Here is a 17,280-nt window from a genome sequence, read left to right as displayed (position 1 = left end):
GATCGGGGGGGTGGCGTGCCGGGCCCCCGCGCCATCCCCCCCGCCCCGGGCGCGGCCCCCGGGGGGGCCCCCCCCCCGCCGGCGCCCCCCCGGCGCCGGGGGCCCCCGACGGCGGGAGCGGTCCTGCTCAACTGTCGAGCAGGGTGGCCATCCACTCCTCGATTCCGTCGGCGGTGCGCGGCAGCGCGGCCGACATGAGGCGCGCACCGTCGGTCGTGATCACGAGGTCGTCCTCGATCCGCACCCCGATACCGCGCAGGGACGGGGGCAGCGTCTCGTCATCGGGCTGGAGATAGAGCCCCGGTTCCACGGTCAGTACCTGGCCGACCTCCAGGTGACCGTCCAGATAGGCGTCGGCGCGTGCCTGGGCGCAGTCGTGAACGTCCATGCCGAGCATGTGTCCGCTGCTGCAGAGCGTGTACCGGCGGTAGAATCCGTTGTCGGCGTGGAGCGCCTCATCGGCGGACATCCGCAACACGCCCCACTCGTGGAGCCCTTCGGCGATGACCCTCATGGCCGCCAGATGGAAGTCACGGAATCGTGCACCCGGGCGCAGGGCCGCGATGCCCGCTTCCTGAGCGGCCAGCACCAGCTCGTAGACGCTGCGCTGCACGGCGGAGAAGCGGCCGGACAGCGGCAAGGTACGGGTGATGTCGGCCGTGTAGAGCGAATCGGTCTCCACGCCGGCGTCCAGGAGGAGCAGCTGGTCGCGGTCCAGCGGGCCGTTGTTGCGGATCCAGTGCAGGACGCAGGCGTGCGCACCGGCGGCGGCGATCGTGGAGTAGCCCGGACCATTCCCCTCCAGCCGGGCCCGCAGATCGAAGACGCCCTCGATCCAGCGCTCCCCGCGCGGGTGCCGCAGCGCCTGCGGAAGGCTTCGCACCACATCCTCGAACCCGGCAACCGTGGCATCGACAGCATGCTGCAACTGGCCGGATTCCCACGGGTCCTTGACGAGTCGGAGTTCGCTGAGTACCGCTTCCGGCCCCGCCGGAGCCGACCGTCGGGGCGGGAACGAGCGGCAGGAACGCAGGAGTTCGTCGACGGATGGGTCCACGCCGCCCAGTACCCGTGTCGGGGGCTGCGGCCCGGTCATCAGCTTCTCCCAGTCGTCCAGGTGCGCGCAGCGGATGCCGGTCATCCGGGAGGCTTCCGCCAGGTCGGGCCTGCGCCCGACCCAGAACTCGCCGTACCTGCGGTCGCGGTAGAAGCCCTGGCCGGTGCGCGGTGACCGGGGCCGCAGATAGAGCACCGCTTCGTGCCGCTCGTCGCCGTCGGGTTCCAGGACGAGGACATGGCCGGCCTGGTCCTCGCCGGTGAGGCCGGTGAGCCAGGCGTAGCCGGTGTGCGGACGGAAGCGATGGTCGGTGTCGTTGGAGCGGACCGTGAGCGTGCCGGCCGGGAGGACCAGGCGCTCGCCCGGGAAGTGTGCGGCGAACCGGGCGCGGCGGGAGGGAGTGGCGTCGTACGAGGGGACGCGGAGATCCGCCGATAGCGGGGTGTTCGCCCACGCCGTGCTCATGAAGGCGTCGAGTGCGGGCGACACCGGCAGGTCATGGCTGCTGGTGCGGGGTGCGGAGAGCGAGTGAGACACGGACATTGCTCCTCAGGACTCTGTCGGATCTCGGGGATCGGATCTCGGGGATCGGGGCTCTGGTTTCGGTCCGGGGCAGCTGCCCCGGACAGGGGTCTGGCGGTCAGGACTCCGATGGCGGCAGTCGGCGCGGTGTACGCGGGCCGGGGCCGAACGTGACTGCTGTGGCGGCGAGTTGGCACGGAAATGAATGCGCGTGAGAGTACTTCCGAAAGACATGTGACATGTGCCATTGTACAGCGCGCAGAGGGGAGAAGGCGTGTTCATGCCACATGAACGGTCGGACCCGGCCCGGCCCCACCCCCCGAGCATTCCCCCACAGCCGCGCGCCGTTTGCGCGGTCACCACTCCGCTGGGAGGCGGCACGTGAAGAACCGAACGGTTCGACAGAGACTCACCGGACTGTCCACTGCGGTCCTGGCAGCATGCCTGGGCGTGGGCCTGCTCTCCGCACCGAGCCAGGCCACCGAGCAACGCCTCGCCGCGACGACAGTGACCGGTCACACCCGGACCGGTGACGCCGGTCAGGGCCGTACGGGCAGCGGACCCGCCACGGGGCCGGGTGGTCCCTCCGCCGAGTCGCCGACTGCACCTGCGGGCGACGCCGCTCACGTCGGCCGCAAAGCCCTCAAGGCCGCCGACCGCCCGCCGTTGTCCGCATCCAAGGACGCACTGCGGCGGGACTACGACGACCCCCACACCGCGCTCCCGAGCCACCCGGCGCCTTCGATGAAGGCCGCCTCCAAGGGCAGGGGCAAGGCCGGCTCCAAGGCCCGGACCGCGGCCGAGTGCAACGTCAGCGACTTCACCAGCCGCACCGGAAGCGAACTGGTCCAGCAGATCAAGTCCTCGACGACCGACTGCATCAACACGCTGTTCAGCGTAAAGGGCAACGACGGCTATCTGGCCTTCCGCGAGGCGCAGATGGTCACCGTCGCCAACGCCATGCGCGACGGATCGGCCGCCTACCCCGGCGACAGCAGTACCGGCATGCCCCAGCTGGTCCTCTACCTCCGAGCCGGGTATTACGTGCAGTACTACGACCCCGACACCGTGGGCAGCTATGGGCCGGAGCTGCGTACGGCGATCCAGGGCGCGCTCGACGCGTTCTTCGCCTCCTCGCACGCCTTCGACGTCTCCGACGCCAACGGGGAGACCCTGTCCGAGGCCGTCATATTGATCGACAGTGCGGTGGAGAACGCCCGCTACCTGTCCGTCGTCAAGCGGCTGCTCGCCGACTACGACTCCTCGTACAACAGCTCCTGGTACATGGTCAATGCCGTGAACAGCGTGTACACGGTGACCTTCCGCGGGCACCAGGTGCCGGAGTTCGTCGCCGCGGTGGAGGCCGATCCCAGCCTGCTGGACGCCCTCAGCGACTTCGCGTTGCACCATCTCGACCTGCTGGGCACGAAGCAGTCGTTCCTGGCCTCCAACGCGGGACTTGAGCTCGGCCGCTTCCTTCAGGAAGACTCCCTGCGCCCCAAGGCAAGCCCGTTGGCCGTTGGGCTGCTCGGCAAGAGCTCCCTCACCGGCCCCACCGCCCCGCTCTGGGTCGGCCTGGCGCAGATGGTCGATGCCTATGACAAGGCGAACTGCTCGTACTACGACACCTGCGACCTCGCCCAACGCCTGAAGAGCGCCGTCCTCCCCGTCAGCTACACCTGCAGCGAAAGCATCCGCATCCTCGCGCAGCAGATGTCCGCCGAGGACCTCGACGCGAGCTGCACCAGTCTGCGCAACCAGGACGCCTACTTCCATGACGTCACCCGGGACAAGGGGCCGGTCGACGGCGACAACAACAACACCATCGAGGTCGTGGTCTTCGACTCCAGCACCGACTACCAGACGTACGCCGGCGCGATCTATGGAATCGACACGAACAACGGCGGCATGTACCTGGAGGGTGACCCCGCGGCGGCCGGGAACCAGCCCCGTTTCATCGCCTACGAGGCCGAGTGGACCCGCCCCGACTTCCAGATCTGGAACCTCAACCACGAGTACACGCACTACCTCGACGGCCGCTTCGACATGTACGGCGACTTCGAGGCCGGACTGACCACGCCGACCGTCTGGTGGGTCGAGGGCTTTGCGGAGTACGTCTCCTACTCGTACCGCAAGATCAACTACGACGACGCCGCCACGCAGGCCGCAAAGCACACCTACTCCCTGCGGACCCTGTTCGACACCACCTACGAGAACGCCGACCAGACCCGGGTCTACAACTGGGGCTATCTGGCCGTCCGCTACATGCTGCAGTCCCACCGTGCGGACGCCGACACGCTCCTCGGCCTCTACCGCAAGGGCGACTGGAACGGTGCCCGCACCCTGCTCACCTCGACCATCGGTGACCGTTACGAAGCCGACTGGAACACCTGGCTGACCGCCTGCGCGGCCGGCAACTGCGGCACCGGCGCCAACCCGTCCACCGGGCCCGGGGCCGCGTGAACCGGGAGCGGCACCGGGAAAGCCGGGCAGGAACGGCAAACGCAGCGGGCTGACGGCGCCGGGAACGCGCACACGCCGACCCTCGGCCACCCGGCACCCGGATACGGCTGCATCAGCCCGCACGCCGTGGCGGACTTCGACGGCAGGACCGTCTCCATCCGGCACTGAGCACCTCCGCACACACAACGGCTGGCCTACGGAAGGGAGTTGCCCCACCGCAGGCCGGCTCTGCGAGGGCGGGGACGCCATGGTGCGGCCCCGGCCCCGGCCCACTCGGCAGCACCGGCCGTGACGGTCAGGTGTCCAGGGGCTTCGGCGGAGCGACCACGATGTCCCGCTTGAGGATCTTGCCCGTCGCTCCCTTGGGCAATGCGGCGACGAACTGCACGATCCGCGGGTACTTGTAGGCCGCCACCCGCTGTCTGACGTAGTCGCGCAGTTCGTCCGACGTCGTGCGGGCGCCGGGCCGGAGAACCAGCACGGCGGCGATCTCCTCACCGTGCGCGGGGTCGGGAACACCGACCACTGCGGCTTCCGTGACGTCCGGGTGCTGGTACAGAATCTCCTCGATCTCGCGCGGATACACGTTATATCCGCCGCGGATGACGAGGTCCTTCATGCGGTCGACGACGAAGTAGTAGCCGTCCTCGTCGACACGAGCGAGATCGCCGCTGTGGAACCACCCGTCACGCAACGCGTGTGCGGTGGCGTCAGGCCGGTTCCAGTATCCCTTCATGACGTTCGTGCCCCGGATCGCCAGTTCGCCGACCTCGCCGGGGCCAACCGGCGAACCGTCGTCCGCGACGAGCCGCAGCTCGACCCCGCGAACGGGAAGCCCGATGGAGCCGGCCTTGCGGGGCCGGTCCGGCGGGTTGAAGCAGGCCACCGGGGACGTTTCCGAGAGGCCGTAGCCCTCCAGCACGGTGACGCCCAGTTCCCGCTCGGCGGCGTGCAACAACTCGACGGGCAGCGAGGCGCCGCCCGAGACCGCCAGACGCAGCCGCGGCAGGGGCCGCCCGATTCCGTGCTGGAGGAGCGCGTTGTACATCGTGGGCACCCCCAGGAAGACGGTCACCTGGTCCCGGTGCAGTGTCTCCAGAGCTTCGGCCGCGTCGAAGCGGGGCAGCAGGGTCAGGCAGGAGCCCGCCGCGACCGCGGTGTTGAGGGCACAGGTCTGTCCGAACGCGTGGAACAAGGGGAGGCCGCCGAAGAGGACGTCGTCAGGCCCCGCGCGCAGCAGCGTCTGCGCCGTTGTCAGCGCGTTGCTCACAAGGTTGCGATGCGTCAGCTCCGCACCTTTCGGAGTCCCCGTGGTGCCGGACGTGTACAGGATCACTGCGGTGTCGTCGCCGGTGCCGCAGGCCGCTCCGGTCATCGGCGGAGCCGCGTGCAGCATCGCGGTGAACACCACCGGATCCGTGACCAGGCACTCCGCACCGACCTGCGCCGCCGCCGGTGCGGCCTCGTCCGAGCAGGAGGGGGAGGCAACCACCAGACGGGCACCGCAGTCACGGAGCACGAAGGTCATTTCGCCGCACTTCAGCAGCGGATTCATCGGGACCACCACGCCACCGGCGCGCAGGATGCCGTAGTACACGACGGGGAAGTGGATGACGTTGGGCAGGGCCACCGCCACGCGGTCGCCCGCGCGCAGCCCTTCGGCGCGCAGGAGTGTGGCGAACCGGGCGGTCATGTCGTCGAGTTGGGCGTACGTGAGCTGGGCACCGCCTTGCCGCACGGCCGTCCGGTCGGCGTGGGACCGGACAGCTCGGGCCAGGAGTGCGAACAGGTCGGTCATGTGGCTTCCTCGTTGTCGGGGGCCTCAGGCCCGTCGCATGGCAGGCCCCAGGGGGAAACGCTGCTGATGGCCCGCGCACCACGCTTCTCCTTTCTTCATCGGCGCATTCCGTGACACCCGGGATGGAATCCTGCATCCCTCCATGAATTCGAGCCGGTGGCGATGGCTTTCCAAAATGCTGAGGATTTGCCAAGGTGTTTTGTGCCGGAATTCCGTGAGGGCTCCGCGGTGCTGCCACGCTAGGTCACGACCTGACGCATCGCTTGACCTGGCGGGACGAATGGCTTATCAATTGGGGACAGAGCCCTGGAGTGCCCCGATGAAGCCACTGGTCCGCAACGCAGCACTGAGCAGCTACGTAGAGCTCAGCCAGTCCCTCGGTATCGATCCGCGCACCCTGATGAAGCGGGTGGGCCTCGACCCGGTCGGGCTTGCTGTCCAGGACCGATGGATCTCGGGCGTAGCCGTCACCGAACTTCTCGAACTCTCCGCCGTGGCTGCCCGCCGAGAGGAGTTCGGCCTGCTTCTCGCGGAGCGTCGCCGCTTCTCGAATCTCGGGCCCATCAGCCTCGTCCTGCGTGAAGAACCCGATGTCCGCAGCGTCATCCGGCTCCTGGTCCGCCACGAGCGCATGTACAACGAGATGCTGCGCAGCCGGCTCACCGAGGCGAACGGACTGGCCACCGTCAAGGTGAGCCTGGAGCTGGGTGAGGTGCGCCAGGCACGGCAGGCCATCGAGCTGGCCGTGGGCGCCTTCCATGGATTTCTGCAGGTCTTCCTCGGTGCCCGCTGGCGGCCGGTGTCCGTGTGTTTCACCCACGGATCCCCTCACGACATCGCAGCGCACCGTCGCCACTTCGGGCCAGTGGTGGAATTCGACCGGGAATTCAACGGCCTGGTTTTCTACGCCACCGATCTCGACACCCCGAATTCGATGTCGGATCCCCTCCTGCGTGGCTACGCCCGCCAGTATTTCGAGTCCATCGCGGTGGCCTCGGAGACCACCGAGCTGGACCGGGTGTGTGAGCTGATCGAGGTCTTGCTGCCGACCGGACGCTGCTCGATGGAACAGGTCGCGGGGAGCCTCGGTGTCGACCGCAGGACCGTCCACCGGCATCTGGCCGCGTCCGGCGAGACGTTCTCCTCGCTCGTCAACGCCACGCGCACCCGGCTGGCGGAGCAGCTGGTGGCGAACCCGCGACGCTCCCTGACGGAGATCTCCGGCCTGCTCGGCTTCTCCGCCCCCAGCGCCTTCTCCCGCTGGTTCCGTGACCAGTTCGGCATCAGTGCACGCGAGTGGCGCACCCGCCGGGCGGCCACCGGCCCTGTCCCCAAGTGACAAGTCTCCTGTCACCTCCGGTGAAGCGCGTCGCTCAACCCGCTCCTAACGTGGCCCTACCGCAAGGGACACCGCAGCTCCTCTTCGAGCAACGCCCTTGCGAGCAACACGAGTTGGTCCGGCTGGTGCCCGATACCCATCCGCCCTCCGCGGCTGCTTCTCAGGAGATGACCCATGCACTTCCTCGATGACTCCCTGCTGCCCGAGAACCAGGAGAAGCTGGTGATCCAGGCCGCTCCCTACGGCCCGGAGTGGCTCCCCGGCGATGCCGACGACCTCCCCCTGACCATGGATGAACACGTCCAGGCCGCCGTCGACTGCTACAACGCCGGCGCCACCGTGCTCCACATCCACGTACGTGAACTGGACGGCCACGGCTCCAAGCGCATGTCCATGTTCAACGACCTGCTCGGACGGCTGCGCGAGGCCGTTCCGGACATGGTCCTGCAGATCGGGGGATCCATCTCGTTCGCTCCCGAGGACGAGGGCGCCGAGGCGAAATGGCTGAGCTACGACACCCGTCACCTGCTGGCCGAACTCACCCCACGCCCCGACCAGGTGACGATCGCCATCAACACCAGCCAGATGAACATCGTCGAGATCATGACGGACGACGACCTGGCCGGCACCTCCATCGCCAAGCCAGACTATTACAGGGCATATCGCGACATGGTCGTCGAGGCCGGTCCCGACTTCTACCTCGAACACCTGAAGCGCCTGCACGCCAACGACGTCCAACCGCACTTCCAGCTCGCCACCATGGCGCAGCTGGAGACCGTCGAGCGCCTCATCCGCAGTGGCGTGTACACGGGTCCCCTGGTCCTCAACTACGTGGCCATCGGCGGCGGGTTCGCCGGGCGCCACCCCGCCGACCTGATCGAGTTCGTCCGCCGCGTTCCCGACGGCGCCGTCCTCACCATCGAGTCCTCGATGCGCGCCGTCGCCCCCATGAACGCCATCGCCATCGCCCTCGGCGTACACGTCCGCGTGGGCAACGAGGACAACTTGTGGGCGCGCAAGGGCGAGCGCATGAGTTCCGTCCAACAGGTCGAGCAGATGGTCCGGATCGCCGACGCCCTCGGCCGTGACATCGCGAGCGGCGCGGAGGCCAAGGAGATCTACCACATCGGCGAGTACTACGCCGACACCGACCAGACCCTGGCCCGGCTCGGCATGGTGCCCAATCGGCGTCCCGGACAGCGCGGGTTCATGCTCCGCGACACGACCCGCTGAACACCCCCGAACGAAAAGAGCATCCCGTGGCACATGCCATCCGCTTCCATGAGACCGGCGGCCCCGACGTCCTGCGGCGGGAACGGGTCACCGTCGGTGACCCGGGCCCCGGACAGGTCCGCGTCCGGCACGAGGCCATCGGCCTCAACTTCGCCGACACCTACTTCCGCACCGGCCTCTACCCGGCGCCGCTGCCCGCAGGTCTCGGTGTCGAGGGCGCCGGCATCGTCGAGGCCGTCGGCGCCGACGTCACCCACGTCGCCGAGGGTGACCGCGTCACGTACACCGGCAGCCCGCTCGGCGCCTACAGCACCGAACGGATCATGCCCGCCGCCCCGCTGATCCGGCTGCCCGACGCCATCGACTGCGAGACCGCCGCCGCGATGACCATGCGCGGCCTCACCGCCGCCTACCTGCTGCGCCGGATCCATCCGCTGAAGCCCGGCGACACGGTCCTGCTGCACGCCGCCGCGGGCGGTGTCGGCCTGATCATCTCCCAGTGGGCGAAGCTGCTCGGCCTCACCGTGATCGGCACGGTCTCCACGGAGGCGAAGGCCGAACTCGCCCGTGCCCATGGCTGCGACCACACGATCCTGTACCGCCGCGAGGACGTCGCCGCGCGCGTGCGGGAGCTGACCGACGGGGCAGGCGTGCCCCTCGTCCTCGACAGCATCGGAAAAGACACCGTCGCCGGGTCCATGGCCTCGCTCCGCCGCCGCGGCCTGCTGGTGTGCTTCGGCACGGCATCCGGAGTGCCACCGCTCGACGCGATGCAACTCGCCGTGCACGGCTCGCTGTTCGTCACCCGGCCCGCGCTGGCCGACTACATCGCCGAGCCGGCGGAGCGGGACGCACTGGCCGGCGAGCTGTTCGGCCACGTCGCCGCCGGCCGGATCGCGATACGCGTCAACCAGCGCTATGCCCTCGACGACGCCGTGGCGGCGCACCGTGCGCTGGAGGCGGGCCGCACCACGGGCTCTTCCGTCCTGATTCCCTGAGCACCGATTCCCCCCGTCACTCCAGGAGAGCGCAATGACGCAGACCTCCACCCGGACCCGGATCCAGGCCGAACCGCTGACCTGCACCATCGGAGCCGAACTGCACGGCGTCCAACTCAGCGACGCCGCCCGTGACGACACTCTCTTCGCCGAGATCAAAAACCTTCTGCTCCGCCACAAGGTGTTGTTCCTGCGCGATCAGGACATGACCCGGGCCGAGCACGTCGCCTTCGCCTCCCGCCTCGGCCCGCTGGAGGACCACCCGGTTCTCGGCAGCGACCCCGACCACCCTGGCCTCGTCCGCATCTACAAGGACCTGGACAGCAAGCCCGAGCACTACGAGAACGCCCTGCACTGCGACGCGACCTGGCGCGACTGTCCGCCCATGGGCGCCGTGCTGCGCTGTGTCGAGACCCCCGAGGTGGGGGGCGACACGATCTGGGTGAACATGGCCGAGGCGTACCGCAGGCTCCCCGAGCACATCCGCACGCAGATCGCCGGCCTGCGTGCCCGGCACAGCATCGAGGCAAGCTTCGGCGCGGTCATGCCGAGGGAACAGCGCCACCGGCTCAAGGCCCGCTACCCGGACCCGGAGCACCCGGTGGTGCGCACCCACCCGGAGACCGGGGAGAAGATCCTCTTCGTCAATGCCTTCACCACCCATTTCGTCAACCATCACACCCCCGAGAACGTCCGGTTCGGCCAGGACCACGCCCCCGGCGCGAACCTCCTGCTGAACTACCTGATCAGCCAGGCGGCGGTCCCCGAATACCAGGTCCGCTGGCGCTGGACCGAGAACAGCGTGGCCATCTGGGACAACCGTTCCACCCAGCACTACGCCGTCCAGGACTACTGGCCTGCCGTCCGCAAGATGGAACGTGCCGGGGTCGCCGGTGACCGGCCCGCGTAAGCCGATGCCCCGCCGCTACGCGTGGCTGGTATTCGCCCTCAGCTTCGGACTGCTGCTGTCCGACTACATGTCGCGGCAGGTCCTGAACGCGGTGTTCCCGCTGCTGAAGGCCGAATGGGCGCTCTCCGACGCCCAGTTGGGTTCCCTGAGTGGCATCGTCGCCCTGATGGTCGGCCTGCTGACCTTCCCGCTGTCGCTGCTCGCCGACCGCTGGGGCCGGGTCAGGAGCCTGGTCGTGGCCGCGGTGGTGTGGAGCCTGGCGACCCTGGGCTGCGCTGTCTCCGCGAGCTACGGCCAGATGTTCCTGGGCCGCTTCATGGTCGGCGTGGGTGAGGCGGCCTACGGGAGCGTCGGCATCGCCGTGGTGCTGAGCGTGTTCCCGGTACGCCTGCGGGCCACCCTCTCCGGCACCTTCATCGCGGGCGGCGCCTTCGGATCCGTTCTCGGCGTGTCGATCGGCGGTGTCGTGGCCCAACACCTGGGATGGCGCTGGACGTTCGCCGTCATGGGCCTGTTCGGACTGGTCCTGGCGGCGGTCTACAGCGTCGTCGTGACGGAGCGGAAACTGGCATCGGCCGTCCTCGGGCCCGGCGGCGCACCGAACCCCGGGGAACAGGTGCGCACGCTCCTGCCGCGACTGTTCTCCTCCGTCTCCGTCCTGTGCGCCTATGTCGGCAGCGGGCTGCAGATGTTCCTCGCGATGGCGCTGCTGGCCTGGATGCCCACCTTCCTCGATCGCTACTACGGCCTGGCGCCCGCCAAGGCCGGACTCGTCGCCGGCGTCTTCGCGCTGATCACCGGCATCGGCATGGTCGGCGGCGGTATGGTCTGCGACCGGCTCGGACGCAGAAACCCCCATCTCAAATGGACCGTCGCCATCGTCTGCAGTGCCGGGTCGCTGATCCTGCTCACAGCAGGGTTCCCACTCCCTCCCGGTGCACTGCAACTCGTCCTCATCGGTGCCGGCACCCTGCTGTCCAACGCCACCGCCGGACCTGCCGCCGCCATGGTGGTGAGCCTGACCCCGGCCGCCGTCGCGGCGACGGCCATGGCCACGCTCACCCTCGCCAACAGTCTGCTCGGGCTGGCCCCCGGTCCCGCGGTGACCGGCATGCTCGCCGACCACCTGGGCCTGGACGCCGCACTCCGCGTTGTCCCGCTCGTCGCCCTCGTGGCAGGACTCGCGTTCGCCGTCGGCCGGCACCACTACGACAAGGGCCTCGTCGCGGCCACGGCCCGGCCCTTGAAGAAAACGGAGCTCCGCACATGAACCCCGCACCCCCGCCCACCGTCGTGCTCGTCCCCGGCCTGCGCGACCATGTCCCCGACCACTGGCAGACGGCCCTCGCGGCACGGATCACCGGTGCCGTGACCGTACCGCCCCTGACGGACCTCAGGCTCAGCCGTGAGGCGCAGGTGACAGCCCTGAACGACGTACTGTCCGGCATCCGGGGACCCGTCGTGCTGGTCGCGCACAGCGCCGGCGTGCACACCACCGTGCACTGGGCCGCCCGGCACCACCACACGGTGCGCGGCGCCCTGCTCGTGACACCGCCGGACTTCGACACCCCGCTCCCGGAGGGCCACCCCTCGCCGCAGAAGCTGCGCGACAACGGCTGGCTGCCCACCCCGATGACGCCCGTGCCGTTCCCCAGCATCGTCGCGGCCAGCACGAACGACCCCCTGGCCCGCTTCGGCCGCGTCGTCGAACTGGCCCACGCCTGGGAGAGCCGCCTGGTGGACGTCGGCCCTGTCGGACACCTCAACCCCGCATCGGGGTACGGACAATGGCCCCGGGCCCTGGAGTTCCTCCAGGAGCTCGGCTGCCGCACGGCCTCGGACACCGGGACGCGCGTATGAGCACGGGCCGCTCCCACATCGCCGACTTCCTGAGCTGGCTGCACAAGGAACGCGGCCAGTCGTTCACCGAATACGCCGACGTGTGGCGGTGGAGCACCGACGACCTGCCCGGCTTCTGGTCCGCCGTCTGGGAGTACTACGGCCTGGACGGCGTCAGCGACTACGACGAGGTGCTCGCCGACGCAACGATGCCCGGCGCGCACTGGTTCACCGGAGCGCGCCTCAACTTCGCCCGCCAGTGCCTCGCCCACGCCACCGACGAACGCCCCGCGCTCATTGCCGTGTCCGAGACGGGCGACCCCGAGGAGATCTCGTGGGACCGGCTCACCAGCGAAGTGGCAGGCGCGGCCGCCGCACTCCGCGAGATGGGCGTGGGCCCCGGCGACTGTGTCGCCGGGTACCTGCCGAACATCCCGCAGGCCGTGGTCGCCCTCCTGGCCACTGCTGCTGTCGGCGCGACCTGGACGGTCTGCTCGCCGGACTTCGGCACGCCGAGCGTGCTCGCGCGGCTGCGCCAGGCGCGGCCGACGGTCCTGGTGGCCGCGGACGGCTACCGCTACGCGGGCAAGGAGTACGACCGGCGCCCGCACGCCGCCGAGATCCTGGACGGCCTGCCCACGGTCCGCCACCTCGTCGCCGTCGACCGTCTGTACGCGTCCGAGGACGATCCGGCATGGTCGCGGCGGCCAGACGTGACACAGCACGGATGGACCGAACTATCCGGCCGGCAGGCCCAACCGGCCTTCGCCGACGTCCCGTTCGATCACCCGTTGTGGATCCTGTGGTCCTCAGGCACCACCGGCCTGCCGAAGGGCATCGTGCAGGGCCACGGCGGCATCGTCGTCGAACTGCTCAAGGCCCTCGGCCTCGGCGTCGACCTGCGCGCCGACGACCGCTACTTCTTTCACACCTCCACCAGCTGGATGGTGTGGAACTTCATGGTCGCGGGCCTGCTGCACGGGACCACCCTCGTCCTGTACGACGGCAGCCCCACCCACCCCGACATCGACGGGGTCTGGCGGATCGCCGAACGCACCGGCGCGACGATCATCGGCGTCGGCGCCGCCTACCTGATGGCCGCGGAGAAGGCGGGCGCCCATCCGGCGGCCGAGACGGACCTCCGCGCGGTGCGGTCGATCCTGCAGACCGGCTCGGCGATGCCCGACAGCACCTGGCACTGGGTCCGCGGCCTGCTCGCCCCCGACGCCCGGCTCCAGTCGATCTGCGGTGGCACCGACATCTGCTCGGTCCTGGCCGGCGGCTCCCCGCTGCTGCCGGTGCGCACGGGCCGGCTCTCCGGGCCCGCCCTGGGGGTGGCCCTCGCGTCCTGGGACGCCACTGGGCAGCCGCGTACAGGGCAGCAAGGCGAGCTGGTGGTGACGGCACCCCTGCCGTCGATGCCGTTGTACTTCGTCGACGACCCTGGCGACGAGCGCTACAAGAGCAGCTACTTCGACGTCTATCCGGGCGTGTGGCGGCACGGCGACTGGGCCACCGTCGACGCCGACCTCTCCGTCGTGGTGGCCGGACGCTCCGACGCCACGCTCAACCGCATGGGCGTGCGGATGGGCTCGGCCGATCTCTACGCCGTCGTCGAACAGCTTCCGCGGGTCGCGGACAGCCTCGTCATCGGCGCCGAGCTGCCTGACGGCCGCTACTGCATGCCGCTCTTCGTCGTGCCTGCGGAAGGGACGCGGTTCGACGACGCCCTGCGCGACGAGATCGTCGGCGCGATCCGGCAGAGCCTGTCGCCCCGGCACGTGCCGGACGTCGTCGTCCCCATCGAGGCGGTGCCCCGCACCCTCACCGGAAAGAAGCTGGAGGTCCCGGTCAAACACATCCTCCAGGGCGCACGCGTCACCGATGTCAGCACGGAGGGCGCCGTGACCCGGCCCGACATGCTGGCCTGGTTCGCGGACTTCGCCGCCGAGCTGCGCACCGGTGGGAGAGGGGGACCGCTGCAGGGCACATGATCCGGGCCGGGCAGAGCCGGTGTCTGCGCATCGGTGAACTCCGCGGCCAGATCCTCGATGGGGAAGCCGGATGGACGGAGGAGGCCGGCGGGCCATACGCGTGCCGCGGCGCCACCCGGGCGCTCGACGCGATCCCCTGCATACGCGGAGTCCGGGGTCGTCCGCGTCACCGGCCGGGCCGGCTGTTCACCGACCGTGGCTACGCCTACGAGCGGAGCAGGGAGCGGCTTACCGGTCGCCTCGGGTGCTGCGGCGTGCCCTCTATTCGTGGGCTTTCCACAAGAAGGCGTGGACTTCGGAGCCCCGGGAGGAATGGCAGTCGGCGTGGGAAGTGCGGAGAGGGCGCCTGACGGGAATCTCCCTGGTCAGGCGCCCCTTTCGGTGTCTAGAAGAACCCGAGCTTCTTCGGTGAGTACGACACCAGCAGATTCTTCGTCTGCTGGTGGTACAGCACTCGCGGTGGTGCTGAGCTGCCGAAACGGCGACGGGGCTGTCGACGGCGGCGCGTTGGTCCGTGCATGGTCCGGATCTTGGCCTCAACCACCGAGAGCTGGGAACGGCTGTCGGTGTCGCTTGCGTGTCGGGGGCCTGCGTCACCAGGTCTTCCTCACCGGCACCCCGGTCGAAGGGACCGTCCAGTTCTTGGAAACCCGCCACCGACCTGCCCGTGTGGACCAGCCTCCTCCTGCTGGACGGCGAACTCGTCGCCGCCGAACCCAAGAAGCTCCGCCATCTGGCCCTGGAGGAACGAACTGGCCACGGCCTTCCACCGCCCTCACCGGCGACTCCACACCGACATGGCGTGGGGCATGAACCACCCGCATACCGGCAATCCGAGATCAATCAAAGGGATCAAACCCCCTCGCGGAAGTGGGGCTCAAAGAAATCCGCCTCCGGTTGAACGAAGCGCCCGGGCACATCGTTCCAGGTGCTGAGCAAGGTAAATGCCGTGACCCGGGAGTCGACATGCACAGGAACCCACCCCGCCAGCAGACAGCAGCCGCTGTGGCAACCCGTTGACCGAGACGATCCGTAGCGTCGACGGGCTCCAGTCGGAGTTCGGCCCTGCGGTACGCGCATACCTCAATTCCCGTTGGCGGGACAGGCACCAGGCCGAGGACATGTTCCAGGAGACCTTCCTGCGGGCGTGGCGCTCGGGTGCTACCGAACCCGACGGTCCGTACACGCATGCCCAGATCCGGTCCTGGCTGTTCACCATCGCGCGCAGCGTGCTCGTCGACCACCACCGGGCCGAGAACCGACGACCCGCACTGCCCCGAGGTCACGAGGAACTGGTCGCCCTCAGCGACTCGACGAGCCTGCCGGTCACGGAGACCGACCGGCTCGCGGACGTCTGGCTCGTACGCGCGGCGCTCGACCGGCTCACCCCATCCCACCGAGAGGTAGTTGTGGATCTTTACTACCACGGACACACCGTGGCGGAGACCGCTGAACGCATCGGCATCCCTGAGGGAACCGTCAAGTCGCGTGCCCACTACGGCGTCCGTGCCCTGCGTGCCGCCCTGCAGACGCAGGGGCTGATGCCATGAGCACATCCGACCCGGATGACCCGCGACTCCGTCCATCGTCCGAACACGCCCAGGTCAGTAGCTGGCTGGGGGCGTACGTACTCGGCGGGCTCAGCACCCGCGACCAGGCCCGTACCGACGCCCACCTGCTGGCCTGCGCCGAGTGCAGCCGCGCCTGCGACGCACTGCTCGACGTCCCCGAAGCCCTGGCCGCAGGTGCCCCACCGGTGCCTCCAGGCCGAGGTGAGACCATGCCGCCGTCGGCGCGGCCGATGAGATGGCGGCTGGCCACGGCCGGGGTTGCCCTGGCCGCCTGCGCCGCAGGAGTCGGCTTCGCTCTCGGCGCCGTCACGTCCGGTGACGACGCGCCGCCGCAGGCCGCAGCCGTACGCGACATGCCTCTCGGCGGAGCCCCCGGCCAGGTCACCGGCAGCGCCGAGCTGGCTTCCCGGCCCTGGGGCACCGAGGTGCGTCTCACTCTGCGTGACCTTCCACCGCGCGAGCGCGTGACGCTCGTGACCGAGAACCGCGACGGCCGCAAGGAAGCGGCAGCGGTCTGGATCAGCCCCGACAACGGCAAAGTCAAAGTCACCGGCGCCACGGGCATCAAGGCCCGGGACATCGTCCGTATCAGCATTCTCGACGCCCAGCAACAAGATTTGACGCAGCGTCATGCCTAGGTCCGCGGCTCCGCTTCACCTTCCCCTTCCGGTACGGCAGTTCGGCCCAGACCTGCCGGCCATTGCCTCGCAGGACAACACCAACAGGAGTGACAACATGACCAGCAAGCGCCTCGCGACCACGATGGCCGCCGCCTTCCTTCTCGTCGGCCTCGGCGCCTCCAACGCGCTCGCGCTCTCCGAGTCCACCGTGACCGGCGAACTCAAACTGATCGACACGCGGTACGGCAAGGCGCTCGCCGACTCGGAGGGCAACGCCCTCTACGTCTGGGAGAAGGACTCTGCGGGCACCTCCGGCTGCACCGCCGACAAGTGTGTGGGCGCTTGGCCGGCCGCACTCGCGGACGACAAGCCGGAGGCGGACAGCGATGTGACCGGCGAACTCGGACACATCGACTCCGCGCAGGCCCCGACCAAGGGCAAGCAGCAGCTCACCATCAACGACCAGCCGCTGTACTACTTCGCCAAGGATGCCGCGGCCGGCGATGTCAAGGGGCACGGCATCGCCCCGGCCGGTGCCGGGACCACCTGGTACCTCGTCGGCGCCGACGGCGGGCGTCTCGCCGTCAAGGCTTCCGCCGGCGGTGCGGACTCCGACGCCGGTAAGGACAAGGGTGCCGGACAGACCGCCGACAAGCCCAAGGGCGGCGTTGACGCCGGTGCCGAGGGTGTCACGGACAACAGCACCACCCTCATCTCCGTCGGCGCCGGTGTCGCCACCCTCGGCGCCGCGGCCCTCGGCTACTCCGTCATCAGGCGTCGTCGCCGCGGCTACTCCGCCTGATGACCGGCAGGCACGCGTGCCGGCGGGGCGTCGCGGGCTCGCGTCCGGGGAGCGCCGCCGGCGCCCTGTCAGGGGCGGGGTCGGTTGGCCTCGGGGTCGGCTTGTCCGGGTTGGGGGGCGTGGGGAACCCGGCG

General features: G+C 69.5%; 13 protein-coding genes and 1 pseudogene. 11 read left to right on the top strand and 3 right to left on the bottom strand.

What is annotated here, in order from left to right:
• Positions 1-127 precede the first annotated feature (127 nt).
• Positions 128-1,600: an aminopeptidase P family protein gene (locus ACFWWQ_RS01400; RefSeq protein WP_384588229.1), complete on the bottom strand. Its 1,473-nt coding sequence runs from the start codon at positions 1,598-1,600 to the stop codon at positions 128-130.
• 360 nt (positions 1,601-1,960) lie between these two features.
• Here ACFWWQ_RS01400 and ACFWWQ_RS01395 point away from each other — a divergent pair.
• Positions 1,961-4,210: pseudogene (locus tag ACFWWQ_RS01395) on the top strand (collagenase).
• A gap of 127 nt (positions 4,211-4,337) precedes the next feature.
• Here the strand turns inward: ACFWWQ_RS01395 and ACFWWQ_RS01390 are convergent.
• Positions 4,338-5,840, bottom strand: a complete 1,503-nt coding sequence (locus ACFWWQ_RS01390; protein WP_384588226.1) for a long-chain fatty acid--CoA ligase — start codon at positions 5,838-5,840, stop codon at positions 4,338-4,340.
• Positions 5,841-6,159: 319 nt separating this feature from the next.
• Here ACFWWQ_RS01390 and ACFWWQ_RS01385 point away from each other — a divergent pair, with 319 nt between their 5' ends.
• The 7 genes from ACFWWQ_RS01385 (at position 6,160) to ACFWWQ_RS01355 (ending at position 14,153) form a co-directional block, all read left to right on the top strand.
• Entirely contained in the window at positions 6,160-7,179 is a 1,020-nt protein-coding gene (locus tag ACFWWQ_RS01385; RefSeq protein ID WP_384588223.1) for an AraC family transcriptional regulator, read from the top strand.
• A gap of 174 nt (positions 7,180-7,353) precedes the next feature.
• On the top strand, positions 7,354-8,412 hold the full coding sequence (locus tag ACFWWQ_RS01380; protein WP_384588220.1) for a 3-keto-5-aminohexanoate cleavage protein: 1,059 nt from the start codon (positions 7,354-7,356) through the stop codon (positions 8,410-8,412).
• A 26-nt stretch (positions 8,413-8,438) separates the two neighbouring features.
• A complete protein-coding gene (locus tag ACFWWQ_RS01375; RefSeq protein WP_384588217.1) occupies positions 8,439-9,410 on the top strand; it encodes a quinone oxidoreductase family protein in 972 nt (323 codons plus the stop codon).
• 34 nt (positions 9,411-9,444) lie between these two features.
• A complete protein-coding gene (locus ACFWWQ_RS01370; RefSeq protein ID WP_384588214.1) occupies positions 9,445-10,320 on the top strand; it encodes a TauD/TfdA dioxygenase family protein in 876 nt (291 codons plus the stop codon).
• Positions 10,304-11,590 (top strand): MFS transporter, encoded by a 1,287-nt coding sequence (locus ACFWWQ_RS01365; RefSeq protein ID WP_384588211.1) that lies wholly within the window; start codon positions 10,304-10,306, stop codon positions 11,588-11,590. The genes ACFWWQ_RS01370 and ACFWWQ_RS01365 overlap by 17 nt, the downstream gene beginning before the upstream one ends.
• The gene (locus ACFWWQ_RS01360) at positions 11,587-12,180 is read left to right on the top strand and encodes an RBBP9/YdeN family alpha/beta hydrolase (protein ID WP_384588208.1); all 594 of its coding nucleotides are present in this window, start codon (positions 11,587-11,589) and stop codon (positions 12,178-12,180) included. The genes ACFWWQ_RS01365 and ACFWWQ_RS01360 overlap by 4 nt, the downstream gene beginning before the upstream one ends.
• Complete coding sequence (locus ACFWWQ_RS01355; protein ID WP_384588205.1) at positions 12,177-14,153, top strand: acetoacetate--CoA ligase; 1,977 nt, start codon at positions 12,177-12,179, stop codon at positions 14,151-14,153. The genes ACFWWQ_RS01360 and ACFWWQ_RS01355 overlap by 4 nt, the downstream gene beginning before the upstream one ends.
• A 385-nt stretch (positions 14,154-14,538) precedes the next feature.
• Here the strand turns inward: ACFWWQ_RS01355 and ACFWWQ_RS01350 are convergent, their stop codons facing one another.
• Positions 14,539-14,673: a hypothetical protein gene (locus ACFWWQ_RS01350; protein WP_384588202.1), complete on the bottom strand. Its 135-nt coding sequence runs from the start codon at positions 14,671-14,673 to the stop codon at positions 14,539-14,541.
• A 496-nt stretch (positions 14,674-15,169) separates the two neighbouring features.
• Between ACFWWQ_RS01350 and ACFWWQ_RS01345 the strand changes: the two genes are divergently transcribed.
• The 3 genes from ACFWWQ_RS01345 to ACFWWQ_RS01335 all read left to right on the top strand — a co-directional run bounded on the left by ACFWWQ_RS01345 (position 15,170) and on the right by ACFWWQ_RS01335 (position 17,146).
• The gene (locus ACFWWQ_RS01345) at positions 15,170-15,703 is read left to right on the top strand and encodes a sigma-70 family RNA polymerase sigma factor (protein ID WP_384588199.1); all 534 of its coding nucleotides are present in this window, start codon (positions 15,170-15,172) and stop codon (positions 15,701-15,703) included.
• Positions 15,700-16,362: a zf-HC2 domain-containing protein gene (locus ACFWWQ_RS01340; protein ID WP_384588196.1), complete on the top strand. Its 663-nt coding sequence runs from the start codon at positions 15,700-15,702 to the stop codon at positions 16,360-16,362. The genes ACFWWQ_RS01345 and ACFWWQ_RS01340 overlap by 4 nt, the downstream gene beginning before the upstream one ends.
• 97 nt (positions 16,363-16,459) lie before the next feature.
• Positions 16,460-17,146: a hypothetical protein gene (locus ACFWWQ_RS01335; RefSeq protein WP_384588192.1), complete on the top strand. Its 687-nt coding sequence runs from the start codon at positions 16,460-16,462 to the stop codon at positions 17,144-17,146.
• The last annotated feature ends 134 nt before the right edge of the window (positions 17,147-17,280 follow it).

It is taken from the genome of Streptomyces sp. NPDC059080 (assembly GCF_042739975.1).
Classification (GTDB): domain Bacteria; phylum Actinomycetota; class Actinomycetes; order Streptomycetales; family Streptomycetaceae; genus Streptomyces; species Streptomyces benahoarensis.
Note: the sequence above shows the minus strand (reverse complement) of the source record. Positions and strands in the feature narration are given on the sequence as shown.

Excerpts from the sequence above, each read along its gene's own strand:
- ACFWWQ_RS01400 (WP_384588229.1), bottom strand. The coding sequence starts at position 1,600 with ATGTCCGTGTCTCACTCGCTCTCCGCACCCCGCACCAGCAGCCATGAC.
- ACFWWQ_RS01390 (WP_384588226.1), bottom strand. The coding sequence starts at position 5,840 with ATGACCGACCTGTTCGCACTCCTGGCCCGAGCTGTCCGGTCCCACGCC.
- ACFWWQ_RS01385 (WP_384588223.1), top strand. The coding sequence starts at position 6,160 with ATGAAGCCACTGGTCCGCAACGCAGCACTGAGCAGCTACGTAGAGCTC.
- ACFWWQ_RS01380 (WP_384588220.1), top strand. The coding sequence starts at position 7,354 with ATGCACTTCCTCGATGACTCCCTGCTGCCCGAGAACCAGGAGAAGCTG.
- ACFWWQ_RS01370 (WP_384588214.1), top strand. The coding sequence starts at position 9,445 with ATGACGCAGACCTCCACCCGGACCCGGATCCAGGCCGAACCGCTGACC.
- ACFWWQ_RS01360 (WP_384588208.1), top strand. The coding sequence starts at position 11,587 with ATGAACCCCGCACCCCCGCCCACCGTCGTGCTCGTCCCCGGCCTGCGC.
- ACFWWQ_RS01355 (WP_384588205.1), top strand. The coding sequence starts at position 12,177 with ATGAGCACGGGCCGCTCCCACATCGCCGACTTCCTGAGCTGGCTGCAC.
- ACFWWQ_RS01350 (WP_384588202.1), bottom strand. The coding sequence starts at position 14,673 with ATGCACGGACCAACGCGCCGCCGTCGACAGCCCCGTCGCCGTTTCGGC.
- ACFWWQ_RS01340 (WP_384588196.1), top strand. The coding sequence starts at position 15,700 with ATGAGCACATCCGACCCGGATGACCCGCGACTCCGTCCATCGTCCGAA.
- ACFWWQ_RS01335 (WP_384588192.1), top strand. The coding sequence starts at position 16,460 with ATGACCAGCAAGCGCCTCGCGACCACGATGGCCGCCGCCTTCCTTCTC.